At 71.1% G+C, this 21146-nt stretch carries 15 protein-coding genes; 9 read left to right on the plus strand and 6 right to left on the minus strand.

Annotated features, from left to right (window positions below):
- The first annotated feature begins 109 nt into the window (after nucleotides 1–109).
- The 3 genes from ACE3SG_RS23810 to ACE3SG_RS23820 all read left to right on the plus strand — a co-directional run bounded on the left by ACE3SG_RS23810 (nucleotide 110) and on the right by ACE3SG_RS23820 (nucleotide 7470).
- Nucleotides 110–4246 carry a YhdP family protein gene (locus tag ACE3SG_RS23810; RefSeq protein ID WP_374568718.1) on the plus strand — a complete coding sequence of 1379 codons (4137 nt, stop codon included), beginning with the start codon at nucleotides 110–112 and terminating at the stop codon, nucleotides 4244–4246.
- Nucleotides 4247–4329: 83 nt separating this feature from the next.
- Nucleotides 4330–5130, plus strand: a complete 801-nt coding sequence (locus ACE3SG_RS23815) for a carbon-nitrogen hydrolase family protein (RefSeq protein WP_374568719.1) — start codon at nucleotides 4330–4332, stop codon at nucleotides 5128–5130.
- A 93-nt stretch (nucleotides 5131–5223) separates the two neighbouring features.
- The gene (locus ACE3SG_RS23820) at nucleotides 5224–7470 is read left to right on the plus strand and encodes a S8 family serine peptidase (RefSeq protein WP_374568720.1); all 2247 of its coding nucleotides are present in this window, start codon (nucleotides 5224–5226) and stop codon (nucleotides 7468–7470) included.
- A gap of 39 nt (nucleotides 7471–7509) precedes the next feature.
- Here the strand turns inward: ACE3SG_RS23820 and ACE3SG_RS23825 are convergent, their stop codons facing one another.
- Genes ACE3SG_RS23825 through ACE3SG_RS23835 form a run of 3 tightly spaced genes read right to left on the minus strand, consistent with a single transcriptional unit; the run spans nucleotide 7510 to nucleotide 9744 of the window.
- Nucleotides 7510–8238, minus strand: a complete 729-nt coding sequence (locus tag ACE3SG_RS23825) for an SPOR domain-containing protein (RefSeq protein WP_374568721.1) — start codon at nucleotides 8236–8238, stop codon at nucleotides 7510–7512.
- Nucleotides 8239–8256: 18 nt separating this feature from the next.
- Nucleotides 8257–9195 carry a biotin--[acetyl-CoA-carboxylase] ligase gene (locus ACE3SG_RS23830; RefSeq protein ID WP_374568722.1) on the minus strand — a complete coding sequence of 313 codons (939 nt, stop codon included), beginning with the start codon at nucleotides 9193–9195 and terminating at the stop codon, nucleotides 8257–8259.
- Nucleotides 9196–9744 carry an SET domain-containing protein gene (locus ACE3SG_RS23835; protein ID WP_374568723.1) on the minus strand — a complete coding sequence of 183 codons (549 nt, stop codon included), beginning with the start codon at nucleotides 9742–9744 and terminating at the stop codon, nucleotides 9196–9198. It abuts the gene before it with no gap.
- A gap of 122 nt (nucleotides 9745–9866) precedes the next feature.
- On the opposite strand from ACE3SG_RS23835, the gene ACE3SG_RS23840 reads away from it, so the two are divergent.
- The 4 genes from ACE3SG_RS23840 to ACE3SG_RS23855 all read left to right on the plus strand — a co-directional run bounded on the left by ACE3SG_RS23840 (nucleotide 9867) and on the right by ACE3SG_RS23855 (nucleotide 14262).
- On the plus strand, nucleotides 9867–12419 hold the full coding sequence (locus tag ACE3SG_RS23840) for a DNA topoisomerase III (RefSeq protein ID WP_374568724.1): 2553 nt from the start codon (nucleotides 9867–9869) through the stop codon (nucleotides 12417–12419).
- Between the two features lie 93 nt (nucleotides 12420–12512).
- Nucleotides 12513–13181 (plus strand): CsgG/HfaB family protein, encoded by a 669-nt coding sequence (locus tag ACE3SG_RS23845; protein ID WP_374568765.1) that lies wholly within the window; start codon nucleotides 12513–12515, stop codon nucleotides 13179–13181.
- A gap of 62 nt (nucleotides 13182–13243) precedes the next feature.
- Entirely contained in the window at nucleotides 13244–13564 is a 321-nt protein-coding gene (locus ACE3SG_RS23850) for a DUF4810 domain-containing protein (RefSeq protein WP_374568725.1), read from the plus strand.
- A gap of 17 nt (nucleotides 13565–13581) precedes the next feature.
- The gene (locus tag ACE3SG_RS23855; protein ID WP_374568726.1) at nucleotides 13582–14262 is read left to right on the plus strand and encodes a DUF799 domain-containing protein; all 681 of its coding nucleotides are present in this window, start codon (nucleotides 13582–13584) and stop codon (nucleotides 14260–14262) included.
- 66 nt (nucleotides 14263–14328) lie between these two features.
- On the opposite strand, the gene argG is transcribed toward ACE3SG_RS23855, so the two are convergent.
- From argG to ACE3SG_RS23870, 3 genes are all read right to left on the minus strand, one after another.
- The gene (gene argG / locus ACE3SG_RS23860; RefSeq protein ID WP_374568727.1) at nucleotides 14329–15681 is read right to left on the minus strand and encodes an argininosuccinate synthase; all 1353 of its coding nucleotides are present in this window, start codon (nucleotides 15679–15681) and stop codon (nucleotides 14329–14331) included.
- 158 nt (nucleotides 15682–15839) lie between these two features.
- Nucleotides 15840–16430, minus strand: a complete 591-nt coding sequence (locus ACE3SG_RS23865) for a hypothetical protein (RefSeq protein ID WP_374568728.1) — start codon at nucleotides 16428–16430, stop codon at nucleotides 15840–15842.
- Between the two features lie 129 nt (nucleotides 16431–16559).
- Nucleotides 16560–17498: a ketopantoate reductase family protein gene (locus tag ACE3SG_RS23870; protein ID WP_374568729.1), complete on the minus strand. Its 939-nt coding sequence runs from the start codon at nucleotides 17496–17498 to the stop codon at nucleotides 16560–16562.
- Between the two features lie 201 nt (nucleotides 17499–17699).
- Between ACE3SG_RS23870 and ACE3SG_RS23875 the strand changes: the two genes are divergently transcribed.
- Nucleotides 17700–18710: an AEC family transporter gene (locus ACE3SG_RS23875; protein WP_374568730.1), complete on the plus strand. Its 1011-nt coding sequence runs from the start codon at nucleotides 17700–17702 to the stop codon at nucleotides 18708–18710.
- A gap of 183 nt (nucleotides 18711–18893) precedes the next feature.
- Complete coding sequence (locus ACE3SG_RS23880) at nucleotides 18894–21110, plus strand: hypothetical protein (RefSeq protein ID WP_374568731.1); 2217 nt, start codon at nucleotides 18894–18896, stop codon at nucleotides 21108–21110.
- The last annotated feature ends 36 nt before the right edge of the window (nucleotides 21111–21146 follow it).

Genomic DNA, 21146 nt, shown 5'->3' on the forward strand with positions numbered 1-21146 from the left:
CCTCGTCAGCAGCTTGTTGCCCAACAATCCCAGCCCGGCCTGGCACCCGCCCTCTCGTTCGCGGATCGGCTGGCTGCTGGGCTTGTCACGCTTTGCCCTGCGAGGGGCCATGGTTCTGATGCTCACGTTGTGGAGCATCGTACTGATCGCGTGGCTGACACTGCACTGGGGGATTTTGCCGTACATCGACGAATGGCGTCCGCAGATCGAGCAGCGGGCGAGCCAGGCGATCGGGCTGCCGGTGCAGATAGGCCAGATCAGCGTGAAATCCTCCGGCTGGGTGCCGGCGCTGGAGCTGCGCGACGTGGTCTTGTCCGACCGCGACGGCCACCAGGCCCTGCGGCTGCCGCGGGTCAGCGCCGCGCTGTCGCCCAAGACCCTGCTCGCGTTCCGGTTGGTGCTGGCCCAGCTCTACATCGAGAACCCCGAGCTCGAAGTGCGGCGCGACCCGCAGGGCCGGCTGCACGTGGCCGGGCTGGACATGGGCAGCTCGGCCCGGCTGGACAGCGGCAGCGACGGCGGTGGCCTCGACTGGCTGCTGAGCCAGCCCGAGTTCGTGCTGCGCCATGGCACGCTGCGCTGGGTCGACCAGCAGCGCGGCGCGCCGCCGCTCGAGCTGCGCGACGCCGACCTGGTGCTGCGCAACGGCCTGCGCCGCCACGAGATGCGGCTCGACGCGACGCCCGGCACCGGCCTGGGCGAGCGCTTCACGCTCACCGGCCGCTTCAGCCAGCCGCTGCTGGCGCGCAGCGGCGACTGGGCCCGCTGGTCCGGCACGGCCTACGCGCAGTTGCCGGGGGTCGACCTGGCGCAGCTGCGCGACTACGTCAGCCTGCCGTTCGACCTGCAGGCCGGCTCGGGCGCGGCCCGGCTGTGGCTGGACCTGTCCAAAGGCCAATGGCGCCGCGCGACGCTCGACGCGGCGCTCGACAACGTCGCGCTGCGCCTGGGCCCCACGCTGCAGCCGCTGGCGCTGCAGCGCCTGCAAGGTCGGATCGAGGCCGAGCGCCATGGCGGCGGCGTGCAGCTGGCGGGCCAGCGCCTGGCCTTCACGACGGCCGAGGGCGCGAGCTGGCCGGCCAGCCGCTTCAGCCTCGCGCTGACGCAGCAGCAGCAGCTGGGCGAAGCGGCGTTGTCAGACCAGCCGGTGGCCGGCGGCGAGTTCACCGCCGATCGGCTGGACCTGGCGCTGATGGCCGCCATCGCTGGCCGCCTGCCACTGCCCGACCCGGTGCGCCAAGGCCTGGCCGAGATGGCGCCGACCGGCGTGGTGCAGGGGCTGCAGCTGAGCTGGGTTGGTGCCCCGGCGCAGCCGGCGCACTACCGCGTCAAGGGGCGCGTCGGCGGCTTGTCGATCGCCGCACTGCCGGCGGCAGAGGCCGCATCCGGCGCGGCGCATGTGGGCCGGCCAGGCTGGCGCGGCGCCGACCTGGAGATCGACGCCAACGAGGCCGGCGGCGAGGCCAAGCTGCAGGTGCGCCACGGCGCGCTCGAGCTGCCCGGCGTGTTCGAAGACCCGCTGCTGCCGGTCGACCACTTCAGCAGCCGCCTGGTCTGGCGCGTGCAGCCGCAGCGCCCGGCGGCCGGCGCCAGCGCGCCGCCGCCGCTGATCGACCTGCGCCTGCTCGACGGCCAGTTCGCCAACGCCGACGCGCGCGGCGAGCTGCAGGCGCACTGGCACACCGGCGAAGGCAGCGGCCATGGCCAGGGCGGCCGCTTCCCCGGCGTGATCGACCTGACCGCCCAGATCGAGCGTGGCCAGGCGGCGAGCGTGCCGCGCTATATGCCGGTCGGCCTGCAGCACACCCGCGCCTACCTCGCCGGCGCAATCCAGGGCGGCACGGTGCGCCATGCGCGCCTGCGCCTGCGAGGGGACCTGCACGAGTTCCCGTTCGCCCAGGGCGCGGGCGGCAGTGGCAGCCGCGACGGCGAGTTCGTCGTCACCACCCAGGCCGAGAACCTCACCTTCGCCTACGTGCCGCCGGTGCTGACCGAGGGCGTCTCGCGCTGGCCCGCGTTCACCGAGCTCAACGGCGAGCTGGTCTTCGACCGCACGACGATGCGCATCCGCGATGCACGGGCCAAGCTGTGGGGCATCGAGCTGAAGAACGTCAACGGCGAGATCGCCAACCTGACGCACGAGCCGACGCTGGTGATCGAGGGCGGCGGCCGCGGGCCGTTGGGCGACGCGCTGCGTTTCGTCGGCGCGACGCCGATCGACGGCTGGCTGTCGCACGCGCTGCGCGACGCCACCGGCACCGGCCAGGCCGACCTGCAGCTGGCGCTGAACATCCCGCTGAACGACTCGCACAACACGACGGTGAAGGGCGCGCTGACGCTGGGCGGCAACGATGTGCGGGTGCGGCCCGACGTGCCGCTGCTGAGCAACGCCAAGACCCGCATCGAGTTCAGCCAGCGTGGGTTCTCCATCGCGCCGGGCACGGCGCGTGCGCTCGGCGGCGATGTCAGCTTCGAGGGTGGGCTGGCCGGCGACGGCGTGGTGCGCTTCTCGGCCCAGGGCACTGCCAGCGCCGATGGCCTGCGCCAGGCGCACGAGCTGGGCCTGGTGCCGCGCCTGGCCAGCGCGATGACCGGCCAGGCGCCCTACAAGCTGCAGCTGGGCGTGACCAAGGGCCAGACCGAGCTGCAGATCACCAGCCCGCTGACCGGCCTCGCGCTCGACCTGCCGGCGCCACTGCGCAAGCCGGCCGAGGCGAGCTGGCCGCTGCGCATCCAGACCCAGCTGCTGCCGGCCGACGCGAGCGGGCCGCGCGACCGGCTGCGCATCGAGGTCGGCAGCGCGCTGCAGGCCGATTACGAGCGCCAGCTGACGGCCGAAGGCGCGCGGGTGCAGCGCGGCGTGGTGGCGCTCGGCGAGGCCGGCCTGCCGCCGGTGCCGGCCAACGGCGTGGCCGCGGCGGTGCAGGTGCCGCAACTCGATGCCGATGCCTGGTGGGCCCGCGTGCGCACCGGCCTGCCCGAGCAGCGCCCGGCCGCCGCGGGCCGCGTGGCCGAGGCGCACGAGCCCGATGTGGCCGGTTACCTGCCGAGCGAGCTGTCGCTGCGCACCGGCAACCTGACGCTGGCCCGGCGCCGCCTGGGCAACCTGAGCCTGACGCTGCAGCACCGCGGCAACGGCGACGGCGAAACCTGGCACGGCGCGCTGCAGGGGGACGCCGCGCAGGGCCAGATCGACTTCCGCCCGACCAACGCCGGCGCCCCGTGGCCGCGCTGGCAGGCGCGCTTGGCGCGCTTGACCGTGCCGGCGGCCGAGGGCGACGCCCCCAGCCCGGCCGACGTGGCCGCCGAAGCCGCGCAGACCGCGGCCAGCGCGACCACGCCGCCGGCGATCGACCTCGTCGTCGACGAGCTCGAGTGGCGTGGCAAGAAGCTGGGCAAGCTCGAGCTCGAAGGCCGCCCGGCCGACGGCCCGGCGCCGCGTGATTGGCGGCTGGCCAAACTGAACGTCGCCAGCGCCGACTCGCGCCTGGCCGGCAGCGGCCTGTGGGCCGCCGGGCGCAAGCGCATGACGCTGGAGCTCAAGCTCGACATGACCGACGCCGGCACGATGCTCGACCGTCTGGGCATGGGCAAGCAGGTGCGCAACGGCCACGGCCGGGTGCAAGGCGAGTTCAACTGGACCGGTGCGGCGCTGCAGCCCGACTGGGCATCGATGGGCGGCGCGGCCCAGGTCAACCTCGACGCCGGCCAGTTCCTGAAGGCCGAGCCGGGGGCCGCGCGCCTGCTGGGCGTGCTGAGCCTGCAGGCGCTGCCACGCCGGCTGACTCTCGATTTCCGCGACGTCTTCCAGCAAGGGTTCGCGTTCGACAACCTGGCCGGCGACATCACGCTCGACCAAGGCGTGGCGCGCAGCAACAACCTGCGCATCCGCGGTGTGCAGGCGGCCGTGCTGATCGAGGGCCAGGCCGACCTGAAGCACGAGACGCAAGACCTGCACATGGTGGTGGTGCCCGAGATCAACGCCGGCACCGCGTCGCTGGCCTATGCGGCGATCAACCCGGCCATCGGGCTGGGCACCTTCCTGGCCCAGCTGTTCCTGCGCAAGCCGCTGATGCAGGCTGGCACGCGCGAATTCCACGTCGGCGGCACCTGGGCCGAGCCGCAGGTCAACCCGGTCGAGCGGGCCGGCGACAAGCCCGACGAGCGCCTGGGCGGCACGCGCCCGAGCGACTACCCCGGCGCCGACCTCGACGCCGCGGCCTCGGCGCCCTACCCCACGCGCTGAGCAGGCGCCCGCGCGTGGGCGGCGCGCGACGGCGAGCCGCCGCCGATTCCCCTGCAGCGTTCGGCCGGCGCAGAATCGGCGCCATGAAGATCGCCGCCGTTCAAATGGTCGCCACGCCCGACGTGGACCGCAACATCGCCGATGCCCGCCGCCTGGTCGCCCTGGCTGCCGACGCCGGTGCCCGCCTGGTCGCGCTGCCCGAGTATTTCTGCCTGATGGGCCAGCGCGACGACGACAAGCTGGCCATCGCCGAGGCTGACGGCGACGGCCCGATCCAGGCCTTCCTGGCCGACACCGCGCGCCGCCACGGCATCTGGCTCGTCGGCGGCACCTTGCCGATCCGCGCGGCCACACCCGACCGCGTGCGCAACGCCTGCTGCGTCTACGGGCCCAGCGGTGCGCGCGTGGCCCGCTACGACAAGATCCACCTGTTCGCCTTCGACAACGGGCGCGAGCGCTACGACGAAGGCCGCGTGCTCGAAGCCGGCAGTGAGCCGGTCGCGTTCGACGCCGACGGTTTTCGTGTCGGGCTGTCGGTCTGCTACGACCTGCGCTTTCCCGAGCTGTACCGCGCGCTGATGCAGCCGGCCTGCGACCTGCTGGTGGTGCCCGCCGCCTTCACCTACACCACCGGCCAGGCGCACTGGGAGCTTCTGCTGCGCGCCCGCGCGGTCGAAAACCAGTGCCATGTGCTGGCCAGCGCGCAGGGCGGCCTGCACGAGAACGGCCGCCGCACCTGGGGCCACAGCATGGTGATCGACCCCTGGGGCGAGGTGCTGGCGGTGCAGGCCGAAGGCGAAGGCCTGGCCATCGCCGACGCGGCGATCGAACGCCGCAACGCGGTGCGTGAACAACTGCCCGCGCTGGCGCACCGCAGGCTTTAGCCGGCCACCGGAGCAACGATGCAGCAATCACCGGCTGCGTAGACTGGCTGGTTCGCGCCCGGCGCTCCCACATCAACGACTTTGCGAGATTCCATGCCGCAACAAAGCCCCCGCACCTGGCTGAAGCACTTTCCCGCTGCGCTGCTGGCCCTGTCCGCCGTCGGCTTGGCCGTGGGCCTGGCGGCCAGTGAGCGCAACCCGCTCAGCCCGGCGCCGGTGGCCCGCGCCGCGGCCGGCGAGCAGGCCCGCGTGATCGTGCGCTACAAGCCGGGCGCCAGCCTGCTGCGCACCCATGCCGCGCAGGCCGGCAGCGGCCTGGCCTTGCGCTACGCACAGGCGCTGGCGGCGCGCCACGGGTTGAGCCTGACCGACGGCCGCATGCTGGCCGATCGCATGCAGCTGGTGCTGGGCAGCGGTGTGAGCTCGCAGGTGCTGGCCGCCAAGCTGGCCGCCGACCCCGATGTCGAATGGGCCACGGTCGATGGCCGACGCCACAAGCTGGCGGCGCCGAACGACCCGCTGTACCCGGACGGCCTGACCGGCACCACGCCGGCGTCCGGTCAGTGGTACCTGCGCGCCAACAGCGGCAGCGTGAAGTCGTCGATCAACGTCGAGCCGGCCTGGGCCCAGGCCACCGGTTCCGGCATCGTCGTTGCAGTGCTGGACACCGGCATCACCGACCACCCCGACCTGAACAGCAAGGTCGTCGCGGGTTATGACTTCGTTGGCTACAGCAGCGCCAGCGTGGCGACCGCCAACGACGGCGACCTCGAAGACGCCGACCCGCACGACCCGGGCGACTGGATCACCGCGGCCGAAAACACCAGCGGCGAGTTCAAGGACTGTGGCGAATCCGATTCGAGCTGGCACGGCACCCAGGTCGCCGGCATCATCGGCGCCGAGACCAACAACGGCGCCGGCATGGCCGGCATCGCGCGTGATGCGCAGGTGCTGCCGGTGCGCGTGTTGGGCAAGTGCGGCGGCTACGACTCCGACATCGTCGCGGGCATGTACTGGGCCGCGGGCCTGAGCACCGACAACACGCTGCCCGTCAACACCCACCCGGCGCAGGTGCTGAACCTGAGCCTGGGTTCGCAGGACGTCTGCAACGACGCCTACCTGGCCGCGATGAGCGACCTGACCGCCGCGCGTGTCGTGGTGGTGGCCGCGGCCGGCAACGACGGCCTGGCCGTCGGCACGCCGGCCAACTGCCCGGGCATGGTCGCGGTGGCCGGCCTGCGCCACATCGGCAGCAAGGTCGGCTTCTCGAACCTGGGGCCGGAGATCACCGTCGGGGCACCTGGCGGCAACTGCGTCAACGAGACCGGCACCTGCCTGTACCCGCTGCTGTCGGCCGTCAACACCGGCACCAAGGGCCCGGTGGCGGCCAGCTACAGCGACGGTGACAACCACCTGACGCTGGGCACCAGCTTCTCGTCGCCGATCGTGGCCGGCACCGTGGCGCTGATGTTGCAGGCCAACCCGGCGTTGACGCCCGCGCAGGTGACCAGCGCACTGAAGACCAGCGCCCGCGCCTACCCGACGAGCGGCGGCGACAGCGGCTCGATCGCCTGCGTGGCGCCGACCGACACGCCGCAAGACAGCGAGTGCTACTGCACCACCAGCACCTGCGGCGCCGGCATGGCCGACGCGAACGGTGCGGTGTCGCGCGCGAAGACCGGCCCGTTCCCGGCCGTGACCACGTCCAAGCTCGACCCGGTGGCCGGCGCCAGCGTCACGCTCAACAGCAGCGGCTCCAGCGTGCTGACAGGGCGCAGCATCGCCAGCTACCAGTGGTCGATCACGGCCGGCAGCGACCTGGCCAGCTTCAGCAGCGCCACCAACGCCAGCACCGCGACGGTCAAGACCAGCGGCGCCGGCCACGTCGAAGTGCAGCTGACGCTGACCGACAACCTCGGCGCCAGCACCTCGATCCGCCAGCCGCTCGAAGTTGCCGACTCGGCGATCGCGGCGGCCATCAACGCCACCCCGGTTGCCCCGGAGGTGGGCGACAACATCACGCTCAGCGCCGGTGGCTCGGTCGTCGACAGCGGTCGCACCATCACCGCCTACCAGTGGGAGATCACCTCCGGCGGCACCCTGGCCTCGTTCAGCGGCGCCACCAACGCTGCCACCGCCACCCTGGCCACCACCGCCGCCGGCTCGGTCACCGTGCGCCTGACCATCACCGACAGCGCAGGCCTGCAAGCCAGCACCAGCCGCACGCTGACCATCAGCGCGGCGTCGTCGGGCGGTGGTGGGGGCGGCGGTGCGTTGTCGCTGGGGTGGGGGTTGGGCTTGCTGCTGGCCGCGGCGGCGCTGCGGCGACAGGCCCGTTGATGTGCTGACGGCGGCGCGCGCCGCCGGCTTCACGCGCCGTCACGGCGCGCAGGTCTGCCAGCGCGTCGCACCGTCCTTGCTGTTCAGCGCGGCCAGCTTGTCGGCGGCGGCGCCTTGGATGCGGTCGACGCGGATGCGGTGCTCGCCGCCCGGTGATGGCAGCTGGACCACGCGGGCGGTGCGCACGCCGCGCAGCTTGTCGAGCCGGGCCTGGGCGTCGGCCTGGGTGCCGAATTCGCCCAGCCCGAGGCCGGGGGCCAGGTCGGGTGGGCCTTTCAGCTCGGTGAAGTTGAGGTTCAGGCGCTGCACTTCCTCAATCTTGCGCTGCATCACCTCGCGCTCGGGGTAGCGGCCCATGTAGATGATCCAGCGGCCGGGCAGCTCGCGCCGGCTGTCGACCCAGCTGCCGGCCGGCACGCCCGCCTGGGCGAGCTCACGCAAGGCGGTGCTGGCCGCGCTGTCGTTCAAGGGCCCGGCTTCCAGGCAGAGGGGCGGCGAGGTGGCGGCGGCTGCGGTGCTGGCCGCTGGCGTGTCGCTGGCCGAGGCGGTGGTGGCCGGGCCGGCGGCCGGTGGTGCGGCAGGGGCCAGCGCCGCGCCGGTGGGCGACAGCAGCTGGATCAGCTCGGGGTGGATCTGCTGCTGCAGCCGCTGCGGCTCTCGGCCCGGCTCGACGCCGGCCAGGCCCAGCATCTGGGCGACGGGCGGGAAATGCCAACCCCAGAACACCAGGTTGGCCACCAACAGTGCGGCGACCAGCAGGCGCAGCATCGGTGCGGGGCGGCCTGCTCAGGCGCGCGGCTCGGCCGCAGGGGCCGGGCGCACACTGACTTCACCGCTGAGGATGCGGTGAACCTGGCCATCGGCGTCGCGCACGCGCAGCGCGCCATCGGCATCGACACCGACCGCGTCGCCCCGCGGGCAGGCCGTGTCGGTGGTGACCACCGGCCCGTTGAGCAGCAGGTCGCGCGCGGCGTATTCGGCCTGGAAGCCGGCAAAGCCCTCGCGCTCGAAGCGCAGCAGCGCGCGTGCCAGCGACGGCATCAAGCTGGCCAGTGCCTGCGCCGGGGTCAGCTGCGGGTGGATCTCGCTCAGGCTCGCGGCCACTTCGGCCAGGTGCACCGGCTGCACGTTGAGCCCGATGCCGATCACGGCCATGCGGTGGTCGCCCAGGCCGATGGCCTCGATCAGGATGCCGCCAAGCTTGCGGCCGGCGGCTGGCCAGGCCGGGCCGCCGCTGGGCCCCGCGTCGGTGGCCGAGGGCGCCTGGTTGTCTTGCCGCAGCCACAGGTCGTTGGGCCACTTCAGGCCGATGTGCCGCCCGCCCGGGTCGAGCGCGTCGGCCAGCGCCACGCCCACCGCCAGCGACAGGCCGGACCAATCGGCCCGCTCGAGCGCGAGGCTGAGCGAGAAGGTCAGCGACGCGCCGGCGCTGGACTGCCAGGCGCGGCCCAGCCGGCCCCGGCCCTGGGTCTGGTCGATCGCGACCAGCAGCGTAGGGCGCAGGTCGTCGGCGCGCAGGCCGCGGCCGTGTGAGTCGCGCGCACCGCGCGAGGCCTCGCGCAGCCGGTCGACCAGCGCGCCGTTGGTCGACGGCAACCGGTCCACCACCTCGATCGAGACGCCGGGCAGCAGCGGGTTCAGCTGCTCCCACAGCGACTGGATGCCCCAGGTGCCATGGTGATGGCCACCGTGGTCGGCAGAGTGCGGGGTGCTGCTGCTGTCCATTCAGCGGGCTTTGCTGCGGCGGGCCGAGCCCGAGGCGGCGCGTTTGGGCAGCAGCAGGGTGCCGCGGCAGTTGTCGGCACCGCAACGGCACTCGAAGCGCTTTTTCAGCGCCGGGGTCAGGCGCTCGTCGATCGACAGGCGGTAGTCGTAGAACAGCTCTTCGCCCGGCTCGATCGGGCGCAAGGCCTTGATGTAGACGCGGCCTTCGGTCTCGTCGGCTTCGCAGTTAGGCTCGCAGGCGTGGTTGATCCAGCGGGCCGCATTGCCGCCGTACAGCGCGTCGATCACCTGCTTGCCGTCGTCGAGCTGGAAGTAGAAGGTGTGGTCGGGTTGGCTCGGGTCATGCGGGTGGCGGTCCAGCGCCTCTTCCCAGCTGATGACCTCGCCGACGTATTCGATCAGCGTTTCGCCCGGCTCGATCGGTTGCAGCGCGAACACGCCCTTGCCGTGCACGCCGCTGCGGCGCACCTGGATGCGGCGGCCGTCGGCCGGCTTGCGGGCGGTGGCGCGTGGGGTGTTGGCAGGGCGGGCTTGCTTGACCGGCTTCATTGGGTACATTGAATCTGTGGGCGCGTGCGCACACGTGTGTACAGGCATGTACGTGCGTGCGTGCGCGAGAAGGCAAATTGTAGGCACGGGCCAAGCGGTCTCGTGCCAGACCGGCAAAGTAAATGAGCAAATCACTGATCATCGCGGAGAAACCCAGCGTCGCCCAGGACATCGTCCGGGCGCTGACGCCGGTGGCCGGCAAGTTCGAGAAGGCGGCCGACCACTTCGAGAATGAGCGCTACATCGTCACCTCGGCCGTCGGCCACCTGGTGGAGATCAAGGCGCCCGAGGAGTTCGACGTCAAGCGCGGCAAGTGGAGCTTTGCCCACCTGCCGGTGGTGCCGCCGCACTTCGACCTGGCGCCGATCGACAAGGCCAAGAGCCGGCTGTCGGCGGTGGTCAAGCTGGTCAAGCGCAAGGACGTGACCGATCTGATCAACGCCTGTGACGCGGGGCGCGAAGGGGAGCTGATCTTCCGGCTGATCGTGCAGTACGCCGGCGGTGCCAAGCAGGTGATCGACAAGCCGGTGCGCCGGCTGTGGCTGCAGAGCATGACGCCACAGGCCATCCGCGACGGCTTTGCCGCGCTGCGCAGCGACGAGCAGATGCTGGGCCTGGCCGACGCGGCGCGCAGCCGGTCCGAGGCCGACTGGCTGGTGGGCATCAACGGCACGCGGGCGATGACCGCGTTCAACTCGCGCGACGGCGGCTTCTTCCTCACCACGGTGGGCCGCGTGCAGACGCCGACCTTGTCGATCGTCGTCGAGCGCGAAGAAAAGATCCGCAAGCACATCCCGCGCGACTACTGGGAAATCAAGGCCGGCTTCGGCGCCGCGGCGGGCGACTACGACGCCAAGTGGTTCGACCCGAAGTTCAAGAAGAACGACGACGCCGATCGGCGCGCGGACCGCCTCTGGACCGAAGCCGAGGCGAAGGCCATCGCCGACGCGGTGCGCGGCCAGCCCGGCACGGTGACCGAAGAGGCCAAGCCCAGCACCCAGGCCAGCCCGGGCCTGTACGACCTGACCACCTTGCAGCGCGAGGCCAACGGCCGCTTCGGCTACTCGGCCAAGACCACGCTGAGCCTGGCCCAGGCGCTGTATGAGAAGCACAAGGTGCTGACCTACCCGCGGACGGACTCGCGCCACCTGCCCGAGGACTACCTGGCGGTCGTCAAGGACACCTTCAAGATGATCGCCGAAGAGGACCTGCCCGGCCCGCTGCAGGCGCTGGCCGAGCATGCGCGTAAGGGGATCAAGGAAGGCTACGTGAAGCCGACCAAGCGGGTCTTCGACAACACCAAGGTCTCGGACCACTTCGCCATCATCCCGACGCTGCAGCCGCCCAAGTCGCTCAGCGAGGCCGAGGCCAAGCTGTACGACCTCGTCGTCAAGCGCTTCCTGGCGGTGTTCTTCCCGTCGGCCGAGTACATGGTCACGACCCGCATCACCAAGGTCGGCGAGCACAGCTTCCAGACCAACGGCAAGGTGCTGGTCAACCCAGGCTGGCTGGCGGTCTACGGCAAGGAGGCGCAGGACGAAGACGCCAACCTGGTGCCGGTGCAGCCGAACGAGACGGTCAGCAACGAGGGCGTCAACATCGTCGCATTGGCCACGCGGCCGCCGGCGCGCTACACCGAAGCGACGCTGCTCTCGGCGATGGAAGGCGCGGGCAAGCTGATCGACGACGACGAGCTGCGCGAGGCGATGGCCGAGAAGGGCCTGGGCACGCCAGCCACGCGGGCGCAGGTGATCGAAGGCCTGATCCTCGAGAAGTACATGCTGCGCGAGGGCCGCGAGCTGATGCCCACGGCCAAGGCCTTTCAGCTGATGACGCTGCTGCGTGGCCTGGGCGTGGAAGACCTGACCAAACCCGAGCTGACCGGCAACTGGGAATACCAGCTCGCCGAGATCGAGCACGGTCGGCTGTCGCGCGATGCGTTCATGAAGGACATCGCGAAGATGGCCGAACGCATCGTCAAGAAGGCCAAGGAATACGACCGCGACACGATCCCCGGCGACTACGCGACGCTGAAGGCGCCGTGCCCCAACTGCGGTGGCGTCGTCAAAGAAAACTACCGCCGCTTCACCTGCGAAGCCTGCGACTTCAGCATCACCAAGATCCCGGGCAGCCGCAGCTTCGAGCTGGCCGAGGTCGAGCGTTTCCTGGTCGACAAGAAGATCGGCCCGCTCGAAGGCTTTCGCTCCAAGGCCGGTTGGCCCTTCACCGCCGAGCTGAAGCTGGTCTTCGACGACGAGATCAAGAACTGGAAGCTCGAGTTCGACTTCGGCGAAGACGACAAGACCAAGGACGACGGCGAACCGGTCGACTTCTCCGGCCAGCAAAGCCTGGGGCCGTGCCCGAAATGCCAGGGCCATGTCTACGAACACGGCAGCAACTACGTCTGCGAACACTCGGTGGGCGCGCACGTGACCTGCGACTTCAAGACCGGCAAGATCATCCTGACCCAACCGGTTTCGCACGAGCAGGTCCACAAGCTGCTGGCGACCGGCAAGACCGACCTGCTGGAAAACTTCGTCTCCAACAAGACCAAGCGCAAGTTCAAGGCCTTCCTGGCCTACGACAAGAAGGAAGGCAAGGTCAGCTTCGAGTTCGAGCCACGCGCCGCCAAGGTGCCGGCTAAGAAGGCGGCGGCGAAGAAGGCGGCGGCTTGAACTTTCTTGCGCGCCGCGGATGCGCGCGTGCCGCCACTAACATAGAGTAACCAAATGCGCTGCCGCCCGGCAGCTTCTTCGAGGGAGATCATGATGGGTCTGAGGATTGCGGTGGCGGCCCTGGCGGTCGCCACGACGATGCTGGCGGGATGTGCCACCGAGGCGTCTCGTTCGCTGGAAGTACCCAAGGTCGAGGCCGCCGCGGTGCCTTACAAGGGGCCGCGCGCGATGGTGATCGTCGGCAAGGTCGACAACCGTTCGAGCTTCATGCGGGGGATTTTTTCGGACGGCGTCGATCGCCTGGGCGGCCAGGCCAAGACGATCTTGATCTCGCACCTGCAGCAGACCCAGCGCTTTCTGGTGATGGACCGGGACAATCTCGCCGAAGCCAAACAGGAAGCGCAGTTCAAGGCCGCCGCGCAGTCCATCCGGGGTGCCGACTACATCGTCACCGGCGACGTCTCCGACTTCGGCCGCAAAGAGGTTGGCGACCAGCAACTGTTCGGTATCCTGGGCCGAGGCAAGCAGCAGGTGGCCTACGCCAAGGTGACGCTGAATGTGGTCAACAGCCTGACCTCCGAAGTCGTCTATTCGGCGCAGGGCGCCGGCGAATACAGCTTGTCCAACCGCGAGGTGATCGGCTTCGGCGGCACAGCCAGCTACGACGCCACGCTCAACGGCAAAGTGCTCGACCTTGCCGTGCGCGAGGCCGTCGGCAACCTGGTCAAGGGCTTCGACGCCAGCGCCTGGGGCAAGCCGTGATCCACCGGGCGAGGGGGCGTGCCTGGCGCCGCTCGGTCGCCTGGCTGGCACTGCCTTGCGCGGTGTCGTTGGTCGGCTGCGCGCAGGCGCCGAAGCCGTTGTATTTCTGGGGCAGCTACCAGGCGCAGGTGTACGACCATTTCAGATCCGACGGCAAGGGGCCGCTCGAGCAATTGCGCCTGCTCGACGAGCAGGCGCAGAAGGCCAAGGCCGCCTCGCTGCCGCTGCCGCCGGGTTTTCATGCCCACCTGGGCCTCGTGTACCTGAAGCTGGGCCGCGACGACGATGCGCGCCGTGAACTGGAAACCGAACGAGCGCAGTTTCCGGAAGGAGCACCCTACATCCAGTCGCTGCTCGACAAGATGAACGGCGGCAAATCGTGACCAGCAAGAGTCTCCCCGTGACCACCCCCTTGCGGCGGGCCGCTGCGCTGGCCACGATCACCGCCGCCGCGTTGCTGGCCGGTTGCGCATCGCCGCCCAAGCCCTACGACTACACCACCTTCAAGCAGAGCAAGCCGGCGTCGCTGCTGGTGCTGCCGCCGGTGAACGACTCGCCGGACGTGAAGGCCACCTACAGCGTGCTGGCGCAGGTGACGCTGCCCCTGGCTGAGGCCGGCTACTACGTCCTGCCCGTCACGCTGGTGGACGAGACCTTCCGCCAGAACGGCATGACGACGCCGAACGACATTCACGCCGTCGACCCGCGCCGGCTGCACGAAGTCTTTGGTGCCGATGCGGCGGTCTACATCAAGGTCAAGCGCTACGGTTCGACCTATGCCGTGGTGGCCAGCGACACCACCGTGGCGGTCGAGGCCAAGATCGTCGACCTTCACAATGGTGCCTTGCTGTGGGAAGGCAGCGCCTCGGCGTCGTCCTCGGAAAACAACTCGAGCAGCCAGGGCGGGCTGGTCGGCCTGTTGGTCAAGGCGCTGGTTGAGCAGATCCTGAGTTCGGCCACCGATGCCAGCCACAACATCGCAGGCGTCGCCAATGCGCGCCTGTTCTCGCCCCAGCGGGTCAACGGCATTCTTTACGGCCCGCGTTCGCCGAACTACGGCAAGCCCGCCGCCAAGCCATGAGGCGGTAGGCCCGGCACGGAAAAGAAAAGGGCGCCTCGGCGCCCTTTGTCGTTGCGTGCCCTGCGTTCAGTCCGCCAGCGGCCCTTCGCCCCCCGTCAACAGCGGGATGCTGCCATCCGAGCTGGCGCCCAGCAGCCCCGTGCGGGTGTAGATGCCCAGCTTGGCGCGCGTGTCGCTGATGTCGAGGTTGCGCATCGTCAGCTGGCCGATGCGGTCGGCGGGGGTGAACGGGGCGTCCTCGACCTTTTCCATCGACAGCCGCTCGGGCGCGTAGGTCAGGTTGGGGCTCGCGGTGTCCATGATCGAGTAGTCGTTGCCGCGGCGCAGTTCCAGCGTCACTTCGCCGGTGACGGCGCGGGCGACCCAGCGCTGGGCCGTTTCGCGCAGCATCAGGCACTGCGGGTCGAACCAGCGGCCCTGGTACAGCAGGCGGCCCAGGCGGCGGCCGTTGATGCGGTACTGCTCGATCGTGTCTTCGTTGTGGATGCCGGTGACCAGCCGCTCGTAGGCGATGTGCAGCAGCGCCATGCCCGGGGCTTCGTAGACGCCGCGGCTCTTGGCCTCGATGATGCGGTTCTCGATCTGGTCGCACATGCCCAGGCCGTGGCGGCCACCGATGCGGTTGGCTTCTTCGAACAACGCGACCGCGTCGGCAAAGGTGCGGCCGTTCAGCGCGACCGGCACACCCTCTTCGAAGCGCACGCTGACCGTCTCGGCCTTGATCGCCACGTCTTCTTTCCAGAAGGCCACGCCCATGATCGGGTTGACGATGTGCAGGCCCTTGTTCAGGAACTCCAGGTCCTTCGCCTCGTGCGTGGCGCCGAGCATGTTGGAGTCGGTCGAGTAGGCCTTCTCGACGCTCATCTTGTAGTCGAAGCCGTTGGCGATGAGGTACTCGCTCATCTCCTTGCGGCCGCCCAGCTCGTCGATGAAGGTCTGGTCCAGCCAGGGCTTGTAGATGCGCAGCGCCGGGTTGGCCAGCAGGCCGTAGCGGTAGAAGCGCTCGATGTCGTTGCCCTTGAAGGTCGAGCCGTCGCCCCAGATGTTGACGCCGTCTTCGCGCATCGCCACCACCAGCGCGGTGCCGGTCACGGCGCGGCCCAGCGGGGTGGTGTTGAAGTAGGTGGCGCCGCCGGTCGAGATGTGGAAGGCGCCGCACTGGATGGCGGCCACGCCTTCGGCCACCAGCTGCGCGCGGCAGTCGACCAAGCGGGCGATCTCGGCGCCGTAGGCCTTGGCCTTGCGCGGGATCTCGTCGTAGTCCGACTCGTCCGGCTGGCCCAGGTTGGCGGTGTAGGCGCAGGGGATGGCGCCCTTGGCGCGCATCCAATGCACGGCGGCGCTGGTGTCCAGGCCGCCAGAAAAGGCGATGCCGACGCGTTCGCCGGCGGGAAGCTTTTGCAGAATGGTGGCGGCCACTGGGTTCTCCGGGTTAACCCGTCGATTCTAGGGTGGCCGGTGGGTGCTCCAGGCGCGCGAAGCGTCGCCGCCCATCAAGTGGCGTGCGCGGAACTGGCTCTGCCAGTCCGCTGCGCGAGCCCTCTGGGGGGGGCAGGCCCCGGATGGGCCGTGGGGGCTCAGAATCTGTAGCTGACGCCCAGGCCGCCGTGGTCGCCATCGACCTCGCCGCCGACCAGGTGGCTGCTCTTGTAGTTTTCGTTGACGTAGCGCAGGAACACGCTCGTGTGCTCGCCGAACAGGTACTCGCCCTGCAGCACGAAGCCGATGCTCGACCGCATGTTGAAGTCGGCGAAGGCGCCGCTGGCGTCGCCGGAGGTTTCGAAGCGCGAGTTGAAGGCCTTGCGCAGGCCGCCGCCCAGGCGGATGTGCTCGTTGGCGTTCCACAGGCCCAGCACCTCCAGCGGCACGCGCGAGAAGCTCAGCGAGGCGTTCTTCGCGTCGACGCGGTCGAAGTGGTAGCCGATCGTGGTCTGGATCGCGAACTGGCCGTTCGGGTCGCGGTACTCGACGCCGCCGAACAGGTGCGTGAGGCCACCGCTGGAGATCTTCTCGTTGGGGCGGTCGCCTTCGAATTGGACTTCGACAAGCGTCTTGCCGCCGCCGGTCAGCGTGGCGCCGATCAGCGGGCTGAAGCCTTCCGCAGCGAAGCTGGGGGCGGTGGCGGCCAGTGCCAGCGTGGCGGCGGCCAGAAGGGTCTTGGTTTGCATGGGTCTCTCCCTCGGGGAAACAGCGGCCGGGCCGCGGTGAAATGAAAACGCGCATCTGGAGGAGATGCGCGTAGGCGAGATGCTAGCCGGGCCGCGTGTCGGCCCCTTGGAGGCTCTTGGAGGTTTTGCTCAGGAACCGCCCGCCGTGTGGCGAATCCCCGACGACGACTCCAGCAGCTTCACCAGGCTGTGCAGCGTCCGGTTGACCGGCGTGGCCACGCCCAGCGCCTGGCCGCGGCGCACGACGAAGCCGTTCAGGTGATCGATCTCGCTGGGCTTGCCGCGCATCAAGTCCTGCGCGGTCGACGAGAACTGGCCCGGCATCGTGGCGGCAATGCGCTGCACCGCCGGCCACGGGTCGGCCAGCGCCACGCCGCTGGCCTGCGCCACCGCCACGCACTCGGCGACGATGTCGCGCATCAGCGCCTGCACGCCCTCGCCCTGCACCAGCTGGCCATAGGGCAGCCGGCTGATCGCCGACAGCGCGTTGTAGGCGCAGTTCAGCACCAGCTTGGTCCACAGCGCGGCGTCCACGTCCTGGGCCAAGTCGACCGGCACGCCGGCCCGCGCGAACAGCGCCTGCACCGCTTCGGGCGTCGGCTGGTCGCCCTGCGCGCGCCAACGCGCCAGCACCAGCTCGCCGCGGCCATGGTGGCGCACGTGGTCCGGCGCGGCCATCTCGGCCGCCACGTAGACGACCGCCGCCGCGACCAGGCTCGACGGCGACAGCCGCGCGGCCAGGCGCGCCGCGTTGTCGACGCCGTTCTGCAGGCTCAGCACCACCGCGTGCGGCGGCAGGTGCGGCGCCATCTGGGTGCCGGCGCTTTCGGTGTCGCCCGACTTGACGCAGCACAGCACCAGCGCGCAGTCGGCCAGCGCCGCGGCGTCGGCACTGGCTTGGACCGGGAAGCGCTCGTCGAAGCCCTGGGCCTGCAGCCGCAGGCCTTCGCGCTGCAGCGTGGCCACCTGGCCCGGCCGGCCGACGAAGACCACCGGCACGCCGGCGCGCGCCAGCATCGCCCCGTAGTAGCCACCCACCGCCCCGGTGCCCATCACGCCGACTTTCATGGGCGCGACCTTACCGCAAGGCCGCGCCGGTGCTCTGGGGCCCGCACGATGCCCGGTGGCGACTGCGGGCACTACGAACCGGGCGCCGCGCGATCGCCGGCATCATCGGGGGCTGCTCATGCCCATCGCACCCGTCATCGACCCCAGGCGCCGCCAGCGCGCCCCAACCGCCGGCCGACGCGGCCGCGGCACCTGAGCGCCATGTCGGCGGCGATCGGCTACAAGCTGCTGGCGATCATGCTGATCGTCGGCTTCGGCTACCTCGTCGGCCGCCTGCGCTGGCTCGGCTCGGCCGAGGCCGAGCCGGCGCGGGTGCTGTCCAACGCCGCGTTCTTCATGTTCGCGCCGGCGCTGTTCTTTCGCACCACGGCCCGGCTGGACCTGGCCCAACTGCCCTGGCCGATGATCGCGGCCTTCTTCGTGCCCGTGGTCGCGCTGATGGGGCTGAACTACGCCGCCCAGCGCTGGCGCCGGGCCGAGCGGGGCCTGCCGGCCGCTGCGCCCGCGGTGCGGGCGATCACCGTGGCCTTCGGCAACTCGCTGCAGATCGGCATCCCGATCGCCGCCGGCGTCTTCGGCGAAACCGGCCTGGGGCTGCACCTGGCGCTGGTCAGCGTGCATGCGCTGGTGCTGCTGCTGGTGGCCACGACGTTGGTCGAGCTGGACCTCGCGCGCGACCAGGCGCGCGGCGCCCAGCGCATCGGCAGCCTGGGCGCGGTGCTGCGGGCCACGCTGCGCAACACCATCATCCACCCGGTGGTGCTGCCGGTGTTGGCAGGCATGGCCTGGCAGGCGACCGGCGTACCGCTGCCCGGCCCGGTCGACGAGGTGCTGCAGCTGCTCGGCACCGCGGTGGTGCCGCTGTGCCTGACGCTGATCGGCATGTCGCTGGCCTACCTGGGCTTTCCGCGCTCGCTGCGCGGCGCGCTGGGCTTGACGCTGCTGAAGCTGGTCGTGCAACCGGCGCTGGTGTGGGCGGTTGCCTGGTGGGTGTTCGGCTTGCGCGGCCTGCCTTTGCAGGTGGTGGTGATGCTGGCGGCGCTGCCCTCGGGCACCAATGCGCTGATGTTCGCCCAGCGCTACCGGGCGCAAGAGGCCGAAACGACGGCCGTCAACGTGATCTCGACCCTGGCCTTCGTGGCCACCGCGCCGGTGTGGCTGTGGTTGCTGACCGTTTTCTCGAGCGTCGACGGTCCGGCCCTGGCTTCCTGATCCTCTCGAGGGGCTGGGCCAAGGGCTCCAGTAACATCGATTGACGGGGTTGTCCCGCAGGCCGGGGCGTACCGCGTCGAGCGCCGGCGTGAAAGAATGCCACATCGTTGGCGCCGAGGAAGTAGGCAGGCGCGGGCGGTCGATCGACCTGCCCAGGATCTCGCCTGCCTTACAGAACCGTTCATGGACAGTCGACCCACCCCGCCGAACCCTCTCGCTGCAGAACCCCGCTTCGATGTGTTCATCCGCCTGCCCCGCGGCATGAGCCCCGAGGAGGCGCAGCAGCGCGTCGAGCGGGCCGGCCTCACCGCCGCCCAGGGGGCCAGCATCTGCGCCGCCTTGCGCCAGGTGCCGGTGGTGCAGGTGCGCAAGGGCATCGACGAGCAGCGCGCCCGCAAGACCGAACACCAGCTGAGCCTGGCCGGGCTGAAGATCGAGGTCAAGCGGGTGCCCACGGTGCCCCACGCGGCGGCCAACGCACCGATGATCCCGGACGCCTCGCACGAGCCGGCCGAGACGGTGGCCGCCGAGGCCCGCGCGCCGGCGGCCGTGGCTTCGCCGATGGCCGCGCTGCCGGGCGATGTGCCGGTGATGCACTTCGCCGCCGCGGCGCCCGCGGTGGCGCCCCCCGCCCCGATCGCGCCGAGCGCGCCGATGGCTCCGGCCGCCAAGCTCGCCCCTGCGCCGCCTGCCGCGGCGATGGCCGAGCCGCCGCGGCACGCCCCGGTGCCGCCGATACCGTCACCGCCACCCAACCCGCCTGCGGCGGCCCCGCGCCAGCGCGTCGAAGACCCGGAAGACTTCGAATTCAACCTGCAGCCCGAGCCGGACGAGGAAGACACCGTCTTCTCGCCGCACAGCACCCGGCCTGCCACGCGGCCCGGCCCCGAGACCCGGCCGGCGCCCGATCGTGCCCCGCCGCGCGCTGGGCGGCGCAGCCTGGCGCCGTTGCTGTGGGCGGTCGCGCTGCTGGCGGTGGCCGGCGCCGCCTTCGTCCTGGGCCGGCTGTCGCTGCCCTGGATGGGCGGGGCCGACGCGTCGGGCAACACCACCCAGTCGATCGACAAGGTGCTGGTGGCCGTGGGCGCGCCGCCGGCGCTGGCCGAGATCGCGGCACCCAGCGCCTCGGCCGCGCTGCTGGGCTCGGCCGACGACGGCAGCAGCGGTGCCGCCGACTCATTGACCCAGCTGGCCAAGGCCGAGCGGGCGCAGGGCCGCGGCGTCACGCTCGAGCAGGCGGTGGCGCAGATGCAGGGCGCCAAGGCCGGCGCCGGCCTGCTGCTGCCGGGCGACCAGCTGCCGGCCAAGCTGGCACAGGCCGCCGCCTCGCCGACCTCGGCCGGCCCGTCGGCCAATGGCCGGTCCAACGACGGCGCGGCCTTGCTGCCGGCCGGGTTGCGGGCCACGCTGATGGCCGACATGGCGGTCCAGCTCGCCGAGTTCGGCCAGGCCGGGCGGGCGCGCGAGGTGCTTGGCCGCCTGCGCTCTGATGCGGTGCTCAGCGGGGACCCGGCCGTCGGCGGCAGCACCCAGCGCGCCGAGGCGCTGCTGCTGGCCTGGAGCCTGCGCGACGCCAGCGGCCCGGCCATCGACCGCAACATCGCCTCGCTGCGCAGCCTGGTGCACGGCATCGAATCGCCGGTGGCGCGGGCTGCGCTGATGGGCCGCGTGGCCACCGTGCTGGCCAAACACGACAACGTGCCCGACGCGCTGGCGCTGGCCTGCCTGGCCGATGCCGGCGAGGCCGTGAAGAGCGTCAGCGACGGCGCCCAGCGGCAGACCGCCATCGACGATTGGCTGGTCGACACCGGCGACCTGCTGCTGTCGCAACTGGCCCGCCACGGCCGCCTTGGGCGCTGGCAGCAGGCGCAGTCGCTGGCCGGGCAACTGGACACGCTGGCCGGCCAGGCGCGCAGTGGCTACGCGGTGCTGCAGCTGCAAGCGCTGCGGGCCCGCGCGCAAGACCTGATGGGCCAGCCGTCTCGCGCCGAAAAACTGCTGGCTGACGCGCTGAAAGTCTGGGCGCAGCGCGGGTCGCCGGCGCACCAGGCCGAAGAACTGCGCGCCCTGGCCGCCCGGGCGGGCGACATCGCCCAGCCCGAGCTGTTCCAGGTCACCGCCCAGTTGGCCACTGCGGCCGACGCCTTGCACGGCGCCGACCGGGCCCGCGCGCTGACCCACCTCGCGTTGATGCAGGCCGAGGCCGGCGAGGCCGAACGCTTCGAGGCGCTGAAGGCCATGCTGCGCCAGTCGCCCGAGGCGTCACGGCCCGAGCAGGCCGGGTTGACCGCCGAGCTGCTGGTGGAAGGCGAGCTGGCCGCCGCGCGCGCCGAGCAGCGCTCGGGCGCCTTCGGGCTGGCCGAGGCGCGGGTGCGCAAGGTCGCCGCGTATTTGTTGTAGCCCCCACGGCCCCTTCCGGGGCCTGCCCCCCGAGGG

It is taken from the genome of Ideonella sp., assembly GCF_041914305.1.
Classification (GTDB): domain Bacteria; phylum Pseudomonadota; class Gammaproteobacteria; order Burkholderiales; family Burkholderiaceae_C; genus Ideonella.